Here is a 12789-nt window from a genome sequence, read left to right on the forward strand (position 1 = left end):
CTCAAGACCAATCTCGAGGCGGCGGAGGAAATCTCCCGCCAGCTGCGCCTGCGCGACCTCGCCGGCCTGATCGTCATCGACTTCATCGACATGGAGGAGAACCGGAACAACCGGGCGGTCGAGAAGAAGCTGAAGGAGTGCCTCAAGGACGATCGCGCGCGGATCCAGATCGGCCGCATCTCGGCCTTCGGCCTGCTGGAGATGTCGCGCCAGCGCATCCGCACCGGCGTGCTCGAAAGCTCCTCGGTGCCGTGCCCGCATTGCGCCGGCGCCGGCATGATCCGCTCCACCTCCTCGGTCTCGCTGCAGATCCTGCGCGCGCTCGAGGAAGCGCTGATCAAGAGCAACGCGCATAATCTTTCGGTCCGCACCCGGCCGGAAGTGGCGCTCTACGTGCTCAACCAGAAGCGCGCCCACCTCACCGATCTGGAAACCCGCTTCGGCGTGGCGATCAGCATCACCACCGATTCCACCCTGCTCGGCACCCGCTATTTCGAGGTCGAGCGCGGCGAGTTCGTCGGCAATGAAGGCCGTGTGGCCCCCGTGCCGGCGATCCGGGCGGAGGCCATCGCAGCCGATCTCGACGACGAGGCGCTGGATGCGGCGGCCGAGGCCGAGGCGCTCGATGCCGAGTCCGGCGACGGGGAACCCGCCGCCGAGGCCCAGGGCGAACGCGGCGAGACCGATCGCGACGGCGGCCGCAAGCGCCGCCGCCGGCGTCGGCGTCGGCGCGGCGGTGATCGGGACGGTCAGGGCCAGTTCGAGGCGGACCAGGCCGAAGGCGAGTCGGAAGAAGGCGATGGCGGCGACGACACCGATGCCGCGGCCGAAGGCGGCAGCGAGACGCCGGCCGAACAGGCTGCGGTCGCTATCGTGACCGAGGAGCCGGCCGTCGAGGCCGCCGCGCCCGAAATCGATGAGACGCCTGTCCCTGCCAAGCCGAAGCGCAGCCGCGCCCGCAAGCCCAAGGCAGAGGTCGAGGCCGAGGCTGCTCCGGCCAAGGCCGAGGTGGAGGAGACGGTCGCCGCCGAGGCGCCCGCCGAAAAGCCCAAGCGCAGCCGTTCGCGCAAGAAGGTTGTGCCGATCACCGAGGATGGCGCCGCTTCCGCCGCCGATCTGCCGGTCGAGGCCGAAGGCCAGCCGGCGCCGGTTGCCGCCGAGCCCGAGCAGGCGAGCCCCGCTGCAGAGGCCCCTGCGCCGGCCGGCGAGCCGGAAACCGCCCCGGCGCGGCGCCCGGCCGAGGAGCCCGTCGCGGTGGTCCTGACGGAGCCGGATCCGACGCGCCCCAAGCGCGGCGGCTGGTGGAACCGGCTCGCGGGTCGTTCCTGAGCCTCATCGGCACCGCTATCCCAAAATAAAGGGCCCGCTGCCAAGGCAGCGGGCTTTTTCATGCGCTTGCGGTAAGGGGCGGATGCGGTAAGGGACGGACGGTCGGCGCCCTTTCGGCCGCCGCGTCAACCCGCAGCCGGCGCCAGCGGTGTCGGGGGCGGAATGGCCGTGATCGCGGCGGCGGCGTCGGAGGGGCGCCCTTCCCCGCCGCGCACGGTCACCGCATTGGACGCGAAGGGCACATGCGCCTCGTTGAGGGCGCGATAGACCCGCTTCAGCGCCTCCCTTTGCAATGTCGAGGCCTGGTTCGGCTTGCCGGTAAACTTCAGGCGGATCACGACGGCGCTGTCGGTGATGTCCGCCACGCCCTGCATCTTCAGCGGGGCGATGAAATGGGGCGCGAATTCCGGATCTTCCAGCAGAGCGAGCCCGGTCTTCTTGATGACCTTGCGCGCCTGCTCCAGATCGGCCGAGTGGTCGAGCCGGACATTGAATTTCACCGTCGCCCAGTCGCGGCTGGCATTGGTGAGCGAGGTGATCTGGCCGAAGGGCACGGTGTGGATCTGGCCACTCTGGTGGCGAAGCTGCATGGAGCGCAGCGAGATCTTCTCGACGGTGCCCTTGAGCCTGCCGGTATCGACATATTCGCCGACACGAAAGGCGTCTTCGAGCATGAAGAACACGCCCGAGACGATATCCCGCACCAGCGCCTGGGAGCCGAAGGAAATCGCGAGGCCGAGAATGCCGAAGCCGGCGAGCAACGGCCCGATATCGACCCCCAGCCGCGCCAACACGACGAGCACGGTGAGGCCGAACACCGCCACGAGCACCACCCCGCGCAGCACCGGCAGCACCGTGGCGAGCCGGCTGGGCACGAGGTCGTCAGGGACGGCGTCTTCGTCCAGAGGGCCGCTGGCGTGGCGCTGGGGCGCATAGGCGTCGAAAAAGGCGCGCAGGAAGACGAGCAGCACCCAGCCGGAGAAGCCCAGCAGGGCGACGCCCGCCACCTGGCGCGAAAACGCGACGAACTGGTCGGAACTGACCCCGAGCAGCAGCCCCGCCCAGAGCCGGGCGATCAAGAAGAAGCCCGCCGCCCAGACCAGCCCGACCGCGCCGGCGCCGATCGCCTCGGCGGTCGCCCGCGAAAGCGGGGTCGTCGAACCGCCGACAACCCGGTGCATGGCCCGGCAATGCAGCAGGTTCGACACGCCAACGGCCAGGATCGGCAGGATGACCAGTCCGATCTCCGTCAGCGCCGCGGCCTGTGTCCAACGGCCGCCATTGGCCATCATGGAAGCACCCGCCTCCACGGCCCACAGCACCACCGTCGCGACCATGTAGAAAACCGGCAGCCCCGCGGCGGCGAAGCGCCGCATCAGGCCCGGCGCTGGCGCGCCGGAGAGGATCAGCGCCGCAAGATCGTGGCGCAGATCGTAGAACCACCAGAGCTTGAACAGCATCATGGCCAGGCCCGTGACGGCGATCAGCCCCGCGCCCGGCAACGGGCCCGTCGAAACATGATGGGCCAGCAGGATGCTGACGACGACGACCGGCGCTGCGACCGAATAGAACAGGAACAGGCGGAAATGATGCTCGGCCCGCGGCAGGGGCATCAGGCGCCGCTCCGGGCGACCCGGAGCGAGCAGGAAGCGGCCGACCGCGATGTAGAAGGCGCCGATGGCGGCACCGTTGGTGGCCATGGTCAGCGCCGTCGCCGCCAGATCGGCATGGGGCAACCAGGCATTGCGCGCCACGCGCACGATCATCAGCGTCAGCGCGATCGTCAGCACGTCCTGCGCCAGCCCGAAGGAGGCCGCGACCAGTCTCGGCGTAAAGGCGGTGCCTCTGGGCTCCTGGCGGCGAGCGAACCATCCGAAGGCCAGGCGGCGCAAGGCCAGGCCGATCGACAGAGCCAGCAGGAGGATCAGCGCAACGCGCGAGCCGGCGGACAGGCCCTCCACGCCGTTGCGGTTGCGTCCCCAGGCCTCGGTCCAGGCCTGCGGCAGGGTCGCGATGGCGGGGATCGCCTGATTGCCGTAGCCGACGCCGTCGATCACGCGGTCGATGACCGCATCGATCTGCGCAGGCAGCATGTCGTCCATCTTGGGCGGGACCGGTGCCGGCGCGGCCGGCACCGGCGCTGGGGCCGATGCGGAAGCGGCGGCGGGTTGCGCCGGCTGCGCCAGCCGGATCTCGACCCGGCGGCCATCCACCGACAAGGCCTTGACCAGACGGTCGATGGTCTCGGCCGATTCGTTGCCGCGCAGGGTGAGGACGACCGGATCCTGCGCCCGGCCGGTCGAGCCCAGGCCGAACAGGCAGGAAATAGCTCCTGCCGCCACGAAAATCGCGCGCAATCGGCTACGCCAACCCATCGTCAAGCTCCCCAGCCCCTCGCCCGTGCGGGCGACCCCTGCCGCGGTTGGTGGCGCGACGGTCACAGATCCGCAGCATGTTGTGCCCGACCGCGATCTGGCAAGCGCTTCAGGCCATCGGGCTTCCGTAACGACACGGGCTCGATGCAATCAGAGATCGCTGCAGCATCCGACGCCCCCGAAAAGCGGATTGCACTTTTCGGTCCGACGACCTAGCGGCGCTTCAGCCAATCGGCGAGCCGGGAGACGGCCTCTTGGCATTCGGTCAACGAGCCGGCGAAGGAGAGCCGCGCCGTCCGGGCGCCCCGGCCGGCATCGAAATCAAGGCCCGGCGTGATCGCGACGCCGGCCTGTTCCAGCGCCTCGCGGCAGAAGGCCATGGAGTCGTTCGCGTGCCGGCCGATGTCGAGATAGATGTAGAAGGCGCCGTCGACCGGCAGAAAGTCCGGGAGCCCGATCTGCGGCAGCGTGCCGAGCAGGAAGGCGCGGTTTGCCGCATAGCCGGCCTTGATCGCCTCGCACTCCTCGCCTGCGTCGAAGGCCGCCTCGCCGGCCACCTGGCTGAGATAGGGCACGGAGATGGACAGGTTCTGCTGCAGCCGCTCGATCGTGCGCACCAGCCGTTGCGGCACGACGAGCCAGCCCACCCGCCAGCCGGTCATGCAGTAGTATTTGGAAAAGGAGTTGACGATGATCGCGTCGGCATCGGCCGATAGCGCGGTCGTAGCCGGCGCCTCATAGGTCAGGCCATGATAGATCTCGTCTGAGACATACCACAGGCCGAGCCGGCGGCAGCAGGCCGCGACCTCGGCAATCGCCTCCGCCGTCATCACAACGCCGGTCGGATTGGCGGGGCTCATCGTCAGCACGCCGGCGAGGGGCGCCTCGCGATGCGCCTGTTCGATGAGATCGGAGGTCAGGGCGAAGCGCGTCTGCGGGCCGACAGGGATCTCGACCGGCTCCAGCCCCAGCGCGATCAGGATGTTGCGGTAGGCGGGGTAGCCGGGCGCCGTGATGGCGATGCGCGCGCCGGGCTGGAAGCAGGCGAGGAAGGCGAGGATGAACCCGCCCGACGAGCCCGTCGTCACGACGACGCGCTCGGCCGCCACATCGACGCCATAGGCCTCGGCGTAATGTCGGGCGATGCGTGCCCTCAGCGAATCCGTCCCGAGCGCCTGCGTGTATCCGATGCGCCCGTGCTCCAGCGCGCGCGACACCGCGTTGCGGATCGACAACGGCGTCGGCGCCGAGGGCTGGCCGACCTCCATATGCACGACCGATCCCCCCGCACGCTCGATCGCGGCGGCCTGGTTCATCACATCCATGACGATGAAGGGCGCGACGCGCGCTGCGCGGTCCGCCAGGGCCGGCACGATCGCTGAAGGCAGGTCTGTCATCGTCTTGTCCGCAGCTGGAGAGCGGCACGGCGTAACCGAGCCGATCTGCCACCGCAAGCGCCGCTGGCTACGACCAGCCGGGCTCGCAGCGGCACCCTGTCGGCTGGCTAAGCTGTGATTTGACGCCTGCCCGCAAATGCCCACAAGCTCGCCCCATGACTATTCCGGCGCGGAGCCCGCGAGCCCGCCCCCGGTCACGAAAGGATCGACCATGGCTTTCCCGACCTTGTCCGGCCCGCTGAAGGCCGCCGGCCTCGCGCTCGGCCTCTGGCTCGGCGCCGGCATGGCGGCCGAGCCTGCCCTCGCCCAGTCGCAGGCACCGCTGACGCCCGAGCAGCGCAAGGCTGTGACCGACCTCATCCGCGAAACGATCCTGAAGAATCCCGAGATCGTGCAGGATGCGCTGGTCGAGCTGGAGCGCCGCAACACGGTCGCTCAGGCCGATGCCCAGCGCAATGCCGTCGCGGCCGAGAAGGCCCGCATCACCGACCCGGCGACCTCCATCGTGATCGGCAATCCGGAAGGCGACGTCACCCTCGTCGAGTTCATGGATTACAATTGCGGCTTCTGCAAAAGGGCGATGCAGGACGTCACGGCACTGACGAAGGCCGACCCGAAGCTGAAGGTCGTGCTCAAGGACTTCCCCATCCTCGGTCCTGATTCCGTCGAGGCCAGCCGCGTCGCCGTCGCGGTCAAGAACCAGCTGCAGGGCCAGAAGTACTTCGAGTTCCACAACAAGCTCATGGGCTTCAAGGGGCGCGTAAACGCGGCCAAAGCGCTTGAAATCGCCAAGGAAGCGGGCGCGGATATCGAGCGCGTCCGCAAGGAGATGGAAGCGGCGCCGACCAAGGCCGCGATCGAGGACACCGTCGCGCTGGGCGATCGGCTCGGCCTCACCGGCACGCCGGCCTTCATCGTGGGCGACGAGATCGTCTTCGGCGCGGTCGGCGAGGCCGCGCTGCGGCAGAAGATCGATTCAGTCCGCAAATGCGGCAAGACGGAATGCTCCGGCTGAGGCCCTGCATGGCCTGAGCCTGCGAGCGGGCCGGCATGGGAGCCATCAGGCTTCCCCAGCCCGCCCCCAGCGTTTATGATGGCGGCGTCCGCCGCAGCGCGCGGCCCATGGAATCGACATCCTTGCCGGTCGCCTGCCCTGCCCTGTCCCGATCTGGCTCGCTCCGGCTTCGCCCGGCATCGGCGCCGTCGGCCGGGCCGCCGCAGCGATCCTGAACGCCCCCTTCGCGGCTCCGGCCGCCATACCCCTCCAGACGATCGACCGCGACCCGACGCGCGTCGGACGACCATCAGAAGACGGTGACACCGCCATGGCGACCAAGAGCCCGATCGACCCCGAACTCGTGCGAGAGCTGGCGCAGCTCCTGACCCAGACCGATCTCACCGAGATCGAGGTGGAAAAGGGTGATCTGCGCGTGCGCGTCGCGCGCAACCTGTCCGCGACCGTGCATGTTCCGGCCTCCATGCCGGTCGCGGCCGCTCCGCTGCAGGTGGCTCCCGCCGCCGCGCCGGCCGCTGCCGATGCCAAGCCGGGCGCCGGCCATCCCGGCGCCGTCACCTCGCCCATGGTCGGCACCGCCTATCGCCGCCCCTCGCCCGACGCCAAGCCCTTCGTCGAGATCGGCAGCGTGGTGAAGCAGGGCGAGCGCATCTTCCTCGTCGAGGCGATGAAGACCTTCAACGACATCGTCGCGCCCCGCGCCGGCACGGTGACCGCGATCATGGTCGAGGACGGGCAGCCAGTCGAATATGGCGAGCCGCTGCTGGTGATCGAGTGAGCGCGGCCGAATCCGGGCAGGGTTTGAAGATGTTCGACAAGATCCTGATCGCCAATCGCGGGGAGATCGCGCTGCGCGTGCTGCGCGCAGCCAAGGAGCTCGGCATCGCCACCGTCGCGGTGCATTCGACCGCCGACGCCAACGCCATGCATGTGCGCCTCGCCGATGAAAGCGTCTGCATCGGGCCGCCGGCGGCGCGCGACAGCTATCTCAACATCCCGGCCCTGATCGCCGCCTGCGAGATCACTGGCGCCGATGCTGTCCATCCTGGCTACGGCTTCCTGTCCGAGAACGCCCGCTTCGCCGAGATTCTCGACCGGCACAACATCACCTTCATCGGCCCCAAGGCCGAGCATATCCGCTCGATGGGCGACAAGATCGAGGCCAAGCGCACCGCCAAGCGTCTCGGCATCCCCTGCGTGCCGGGCTCCGAGGGCGGCGTCGCCGACGAGGCCGAGGCGCTGCGCATCATCCGCGAGATCGGCCTGCCCGTGATCATCAAGGCCGCCTCCGGCGGCGGCGGCAAGGGCATGAAGGTCGTCCGCACCGAGGAGGAAATCGCCGTCCTGCTCGCCACCGCGCGCAGCGAAGCCAAGGCCAATTTCGGCGACGACGCGGTCTACATCGAGAAATACCTCGAAAAGCCCCGCCATATCGAGATCCAGGTGCTCGGCGACGGGCGTGGCCACGCGATCCATCTCGGCGAACGCGACTGCTCGCTGCAGCGCCGCCACCAGAAGGTCTGGGAAGAAGGCGGCTCGCCCGCCCTCAACGCCGGCGAGCGCGAGCGAATCGGCGAGATCTGCGCCAAGGCGATGTGCGAGCTGCAATATCGCGGCGCCGGCACGATCGAGTTCCTCTACGAGGATGGCGAGTTCTACTTCATCGAGATGAACACGCGCATCCAGGTCGAGCATCCGGTCACGGAGATGATCACCGGGATCGATCTCGTCAACGAGCAGATCCGCATCGCCGCGGGCGCCCCGCTCTCGCTCCAGCAGTCGGACATCGTCATCGAGGGCCATGCCATCGAATGCCGGGTCAATGCCGAGCACCCGGCCAGCTTCCGGCCATCCCCCGGCAAGATCACCTCGTTCCACACACCCGGCGGCCTCGGCGTGCGCGTCGATTCGGCCGCCTATCAGGGCTACACCATCCCGCCGCATTACGACTCGCTGGTCGGCAAGCTGATCGTCCACGGCCGCAACCGCGAGGAATGCCTGATGCGCCTGCGCCGGTCGCTCGACGAATTCGTCGTCGACGGCGTGGATACGACGCTGCCGCTGTTCCGCACGCTGGTGCGCAACCCGGACATCCTCAACGGCGACTACAACATCCACTGGCTCGAGAAATTCCTCGCCGCCGGCGGCATGGGCGACGCCGAGGGCTGAGGCTCCGAGCCGCTTTCAACACGGAGAGCCCCTCGTTGCGCGAGGGGCTCCTTTCTTTTCCGAAGCTCACATCGATATCCGCGGCTTGGCCGGCCGGCTCCGAGACGAAAGGCCTCAGAGCGTCTCCAGCAGCCCTTTGATCAGGGCCTGGCGCGGGGCGATCGACGAGATCAGCGCATATTCCTGCAAGGTGTGGGCGCCGTCCCCGTCGATGCCGAGCCCGTCCAGCGTCGGCACGCCGAGCGCCGCGGTGAAATTGCCGTCCGAGCCGCCGCCCGTCATCGGGCAGTCCTGCAGATCGAGGCCGATCCCGGCGGCGACGCGGCGCGCGGTCTCGAACAGTTCCGCGACCGGTGCGGATTTCTCGTAGGGCGGGCGATTCATGCCGCCGGTGACGCGGATCGCGACATCGCGATCATGCGCCGCCAGGCCGAGGATGCGGCTTTCCATCATCACCCCGTCGGCGAGGCTGGTGACGCGGCAATCGACGCTGAACCAGGCATGCTGGGGGATCACATTGGCGGCGGTGCCGCCGCCCATCAGCGCGACGCTGGTGGTGATGCCTCTGGCGTAATCGGTCATCGCCTCGATCGCGAGGATCTGCCTTGCCGCCTCGCGGATCGCGCTGCGGCCATCGGCGTGGCGGGAGCCGGCATGGGCGGGACGGCCTTCCAGCTTGACCTCGAAGCGGCCGACGCCCTTGCGCGCCGTCACGATCTTGCCGCCGAGCCGCGCCGGCTCGGTCACCAGCACGGCGGCCGCCTCGCGGCCGATCTGTTCGATCAGGCCCCGGCTCGTCGGCGAGCCGATCTCCTCGTCCGGCGTGAACAGGAACACGAGCGGACGGCTCGCCAAGCCGGCAGCCGCGACCTGCTTGAACGCCTGGAGTGCGAGCCAGGCGCCGCCCTTCATGTCGTAGACGCCCGGGCCGTAGAGCCGGTCGCCCTCCATGCGCACCGGCAGATCGCCGGCCGCGGTGCCGAGCGGATGAACCGTGTCGAGATGCGACATCAGCAATGCGGGCTGGCGGCCGTTGTCGGGGCCTGCGCGGAGCACGAGCATATCGCCGAGACCGTCCCGTCCCGGAACGCGCTCCACGGCGATCGGCAGGGCGGCAACCTCCTGCGCGACGAGATCCATCATCCGGTTGACCCCGGCGGGATCATTCGTGGGGCTCTCGACGGCGAGCCAATGGGACAGGGCGGCGGCAGGATTCGCGGTCATCATGCCGAAGGTTGTCCGACAGGTCTGCCGAAGCCGCAAGGGCTCGGCCGCAGACCCCTCAGATGGGGATCGCATGAACCGGGCCCAGCCGGCCGACGAGGCCGGCAAATGAAGGAGCAGCAGCCCCGTCGCTCTTGAACGCCCCCCGGTGGGCATGATGACGCCGAGACCGCCGGAGCCTGCGCTACGCAGCAGCGCAAAGCGGACAACCGCTTCGAAATCAATCGATTGGTCAATGATCTTAAAGCCGCGCGTTCGCAAGGAGCGCAATGGCTGGGGGACTAGGGCTTTCTCAACCAGAGGAAATCCGCGCAATGCCCTCAATTACTTAACATATTTTCCTTTGAACTGCTACGGACAACTGTTACGGTGAGATGTTACGGACTGGCTGGGAATCCCGAAATTGGCCCTCGCGACCTACATCCACAAGCGCGCCGGTTCAGCCCGGTATTATGTGCGCGTCACCATCCCGTCGGACCTCACGAAGGAGTATGGGCGCACCGAGATCTGGAAGTCGCTTGGCACGGCCTCGCCGGCCGAGGCCAAGGTGAAGGCGCCGGCCGTATACATGGCGATCCAGGACGAATTTGCAGCCCGCCGGCGTGGCCGGGAGATCGTGGAGAACGATGTCGGCGCCATCGCCTGGAAGCACTACTCCGAGTTTATCGAGAACGACGAGCGGTTCCGCGAGCAGAACCTCAGCGATGAGCAGCTGGACGAGCTTTGGCGTGAAATGGAAGCCGAGTTCGGTGAATACGACATCGGCGCCTATCGGGCCTTCGCCGACATTCGGGATCGCATCGAAACCTACAGGAAGCTCCGCGAGCGGTCGCGCAGGCTGCTAACCAGCGGCGATCCGAACAAGACGCTGGAGGCCGTCGCGGAGAGCGTGGACGAGCACGTCGCCGCCTATCGCGCTGTCCTGCCGAAGACGAGCCCGACCTATCGGAAGGTGGCACTGGGTGTCGCGCGGGCCGAGATGCAGTTCCTGCGGAACGCCGATGCGCGCGACAAGATGGATTGGTCTGACGAAGTAACCGATCCGCTCATCAAGCGTGCAGAGAAGCCCAAGGCCGCCCTCCCCGGCTCCCGCATCATGGACCACTACGACCGCTTCCTGAAGCAGCGCGCCAGCGACATCAGCCCCGACACGATCAGCCAGAACAAGGGCGTGATCCAGCTTTTCGCGGAGTTCGTCGGCGAGGACCTGCCGGTAGATCAGCTTCGCCGGAAGCACGTGGCCGAATGGCGCGATCAGCTGTATCTCATGCCGAAGATGGCAAAGCAGGTCACGGCGCTGAAGAACCTGAAGTTCAAGGAGGTCATCGCAGCGAATCAGAAGCTCGGCCGGGCGACCATCGATCCGAAGACCATCAACCGCTATCGACAACTTCCAGGGTGCCGCAGACGACATCCGGGGCTTCATCCACGGCTACTTTAAGCAGTCTGGTGCGATCGAGCGTGCCGAGAGCGCCGTTAGCGAGTTCTGCAGGAACCCGACGAGCGCGACCTACGCGGGCCTTCTCAAGGCGGCGCAGGTCATGGAGGGCCACGACGTCCCCATGCCGGTGAGCCTGGCACGCCGTATCCGGCCGTTCATTCGTTACGGCCGGATGCCGGCGAATAGGATCGGCTTCACGAACCTCCATCACCTTGCAAAGAACTATATCCGCGAAGAGCTGATCGCGAGGGAGGCCGCCTGATGCCTATCATTCTCCCCGAGCCCTATGAGCCGACCGAGCGCGTCGTCGCTATTTCTGACGTTGCCGAGATGATCGAGGACGCCATGATGGGCGATGAGGAAGTCGACCTCTACTTCCTCGCTGAGGAGATCGTGGACCGCCTTCAGCCTCCGGCGCGCTCCGGGCCGCCGCTGGCCGCGATGCGGGAGTGGCAGAATCGCTTCGAGGCCAGCACGTCCGCTAACGCGAACGTCATCCCGCTCAACCGGCCCAAGCCCCGGATCAAGGTTCGGGCGGCGACGCAGCACACCGTCTGAAACCCAGGGCGAATTACGACAAGAGGCCCGCCGGTGCAGATCGGCGGGCCTTGCTCTATCAAGTAGTTAGGCCGCGCTCTCTCAATCGAGCAACAAAGCCCGGAGCGGCGCCTGTCAAATGGCTTCCCTCGTCGTTTTCATGACCGTCATTGTCTTCCGCAACGATTTCTAATCCGGCGAGCGAACGGCGAGTGGTCAAGCTCACGGTGCCCAATGTTGCGGCGTTCAAGCCGCGACGCTTCGAATAGCCGCGACAGGCTGTCGCGCCACATCCGACTGTTACGGATGACCGTTACGGCACTTCTGAATTTCGCTTTAAAATCAACCACTTAGCGAAGTGGCTGGGGGACTAGGATTCGAACCTAGACAACCAGAGTCAGAGTCTGGGGTCCTACCGTTAGACGATCCCCCAACGGTGCGGCGGCTGGCGCCTGCGTTGGTGAGGCGGGGTCTAATCAATGTGGTCCGGCTTGGCAAGTCGGAAATGAGCCGGCGGCGGATGATTGTGATGCCGGCCGCCGACGTAGGAAGCGGGCAGCGCCGGCGGTGCCGAGCCCTATACCGGCAGGGCGAGCCGCCGCTAGGGCGGGGACGGCGGCCAGCCTGCGTACTCCTGGCCGGACAGGACGGCTCGGGCCGGAGGCGCTCCGGATTCTCGAGCGCCTCGCTTCCGGCTCGGGGAGCGCGGGGCCGGCCTGCCGCAGGCCACGCGATCGGCCTCGCAGCGCCTCGCGTAACGGCCCGAATTTCGCCGATGCGCCCCTTGCGATTATTTTAAGCTTGAAACAATATGCGGCAAGCGCCGACGTATAAGGCTTGAGGGAGCCGGTCGCGCCATTTGTCGCCTGTTCACCCCGGGAGGGTCTCGATGACGACGTTCAAGCTTTCACTCGCGCTGAGCTGCGGGGCTCTGGCTCTTTCGATCGTGGGCGCGCAGGCGCAGGAGCCGATGAAGATCGGCGTCGTCAGCGTCCTCTCCGGCCCCGGCGCGGCGCTCGGCCAGCAGGTGCGCGACGGCTTCCAGCTCGCGGTCGACAAGAATGGCGGCAAGCTCGGCGGCGTGCCGGTCAAGATCACCGTCATCGACGACGAGCTGAAACCCGACGTCGCGGTGGAGCGCGTGCGCTCTTATGTCGAGACCGAGAAGCCGGCCTTCGTCGTCGGCCCGGTCTTCTCGAACATTCTCGGCGCGATCGCCAAGCCGGTGCTCGATTCCGGCGCCTTCCTGATCAGCCCCAATGCCGGCCCCTCCACCATGGCCGGCAAGGCCTGCAACAAGAA

11 protein-coding genes and 1 tRNA gene are annotated in these 12789 nt (G+C 67.6%); 8 read left to right on the forward strand and 4 right to left on the reverse strand.

Translation table 11 applies throughout. The features are described 5' to 3' along the window. The coding region (locus ACOJTB_RS14020; protein WP_420103143.1) for a ribonuclease E/G at positions 1-1329 on the forward strand (1329 nt) is incomplete at its 5' end. Positions 1330-1454: 125 nt separating this feature from the next. Here ACOJTB_RS14020 and ACOJTB_RS14025 read toward each other — a convergent pair. Both ACOJTB_RS14025 and ACOJTB_RS14030 read right to left on the reverse strand, forming a co-directional pair. Beyond that, positions 1455-3704 carry a mechanosensitive ion channel domain-containing protein gene (locus tag ACOJTB_RS14025; RefSeq protein ID WP_420103144.1) on the reverse strand — a complete coding sequence of 750 codons (2250 nt, stop codon included), beginning with the start codon at positions 3702-3704 and terminating at the stop codon, positions 1455-1457. Between the two features lie 212 nt (positions 3705-3916). Next, a complete protein-coding gene (locus tag ACOJTB_RS14030) occupies positions 3917-5101 on the reverse strand; it encodes a pyridoxal phosphate-dependent aminotransferase (RefSeq protein ID WP_420103145.1) in 1185 nt (394 codons plus the stop codon). Between the two features lie 211 nt (positions 5102-5312). On the opposite strand from ACOJTB_RS14030, the gene ACOJTB_RS14035 reads away from it, so the two are divergent. The 3 genes from ACOJTB_RS14035 (at position 5313) to accC (ending at position 8285) form a co-directional block, all read left to right on the forward strand. Further along, positions 5313-6116, forward strand: coding sequence for a DsbA family protein (locus ACOJTB_RS14035; protein WP_420103146.1), 804 nt, complete (start codon positions 5313-5315; stop codon positions 6114-6116). Between the two features lie 310 nt (positions 6117-6426). Beyond that, positions 6427-6894 (forward strand): acetyl-CoA carboxylase biotin carboxyl carrier protein, encoded by a 468-nt coding sequence (accB, locus tag ACOJTB_RS14040; protein ID WP_420103147.1) that lies wholly within the window; start codon positions 6427-6429, stop codon positions 6892-6894. Positions 6895-6923: 29 nt separating this feature from the next. Then, positions 6924-8285, forward strand: coding sequence for an acetyl-CoA carboxylase biotin carboxylase subunit (accC, locus tag ACOJTB_RS14045; protein WP_420103148.1), 1362 nt, complete (start codon positions 6924-6926; stop codon positions 8283-8285). Positions 8286-8399: 114 nt separating this feature from the next. Here accC and ACOJTB_RS14050 read toward each other — a convergent pair whose 3' ends face one another. Then, positions 8400-9512, reverse strand: a complete 1113-nt coding sequence (locus tag ACOJTB_RS14050) for a M20 family metallopeptidase (RefSeq protein WP_420103149.1) — start codon at positions 9510-9512, stop codon at positions 8400-8402. Positions 9513-9912: 400 nt separating this feature from the next. Here ACOJTB_RS14050 and ACOJTB_RS14055 point away from each other — a divergent pair, with 400 nt between their 5' ends. The 3 genes from ACOJTB_RS14055 to ACOJTB_RS14065 all read left to right on the forward strand — a co-directional run bounded on the left by ACOJTB_RS14055 (position 9913) and on the right by ACOJTB_RS14065 (position 11508). Continuing rightward, entirely contained in the window at positions 9913-10950 is a 1038-nt protein-coding gene (locus ACOJTB_RS14055) for a DUF6538 domain-containing protein (RefSeq protein ID WP_420103150.1), read from the forward strand. Positions 10951-11050: 100 nt separating this feature from the next. Beyond that, the gene (locus tag ACOJTB_RS14060; protein ID WP_420103151.1) at positions 11051-11212 is read left to right on the forward strand and encodes a hypothetical protein; all 162 of its coding nucleotides are present in this window, start codon (positions 11051-11053) and stop codon (positions 11210-11212) included. Beyond that, positions 11212-11508 carry a hypothetical protein gene (locus ACOJTB_RS14065; protein WP_420103152.1) on the forward strand — a complete coding sequence of 99 codons (297 nt, stop codon included), beginning with the start codon at positions 11212-11214 and terminating at the stop codon, positions 11506-11508. The genes ACOJTB_RS14060 and ACOJTB_RS14065 overlap by 1 nt, the downstream gene beginning before the upstream one ends. 338 nt (positions 11509-11846) lie before the next feature. Here ACOJTB_RS14065 and ACOJTB_RS14070 read toward each other — a convergent pair. Continuing rightward, positions 11847-11920, reverse strand: a tRNA-Gln gene (locus tag ACOJTB_RS14070). Between the two features lie 456 nt (positions 11921-12376). On the opposite strand from ACOJTB_RS14070, the gene ACOJTB_RS14075 reads away from it, so the two are divergent. Then, positions 12377-12789, forward strand: a 413-nt coding sequence (locus tag ACOJTB_RS14075) for an ABC transporter substrate-binding protein (RefSeq protein ID WP_420103153.1), incomplete at its 3' end; no start/stop codon positions are given.

This window comes from Allobosea sp. (assembly GCF_048595345.1).
Taxonomy (GTDB): Bacteria; Pseudomonadota; Alphaproteobacteria; order Rhizobiales; family Beijerinckiaceae; genus Allobosea.

What these genes read in the sequence shown, in the direction of transcription:
- ACOJTB_RS14025 (WP_420103144.1), bottom strand. Translation starts at nt 3,704, where the DNA reads ATGGGTTGGCGTAGCCGATTGCGCGCGATTTTCGTGGCGGCAGGAGCT.
- ACOJTB_RS14030 (WP_420103145.1), bottom strand. Translation starts at nt 5,101, where the DNA reads ATGACAGACCTGCCTTCAGCGATCGTGCCGGCCCTGGCGGACCGCGCA.
- ACOJTB_RS14035 (WP_420103146.1), top strand. Translation starts at nt 5,313, where the DNA reads ATGGCTTTCCCGACCTTGTCCGGCCCGCTGAAGGCCGCCGGCCTCGCG.
- accB (WP_420103147.1), top strand. Translation starts at nt 6,427, where the DNA reads ATGGCGACCAAGAGCCCGATCGACCCCGAACTCGTGCGAGAGCTGGCG.
- accC (WP_420103148.1), top strand. Translation starts at nt 6,924, where the DNA reads ATGTTCGACAAGATCCTGATCGCCAATCGCGGGGAGATCGCGCTGCGC.
- ACOJTB_RS14050 (WP_420103149.1), bottom strand. Translation starts at nt 9,512, where the DNA reads ATGATGACCGCGAATCCTGCCGCCGCCCTGTCCCATTGGCTCGCCGTC.
- ACOJTB_RS14060 (WP_420103151.1), top strand. Translation starts at nt 11,051, where the DNA reads ATGGAGGGCCACGACGTCCCCATGCCGGTGAGCCTGGCACGCCGTATC.
- ACOJTB_RS14065 (WP_420103152.1), top strand. Translation starts at nt 11,212, where the DNA reads ATGCCTATCATTCTCCCCGAGCCCTATGAGCCGACCGAGCGCGTCGTC.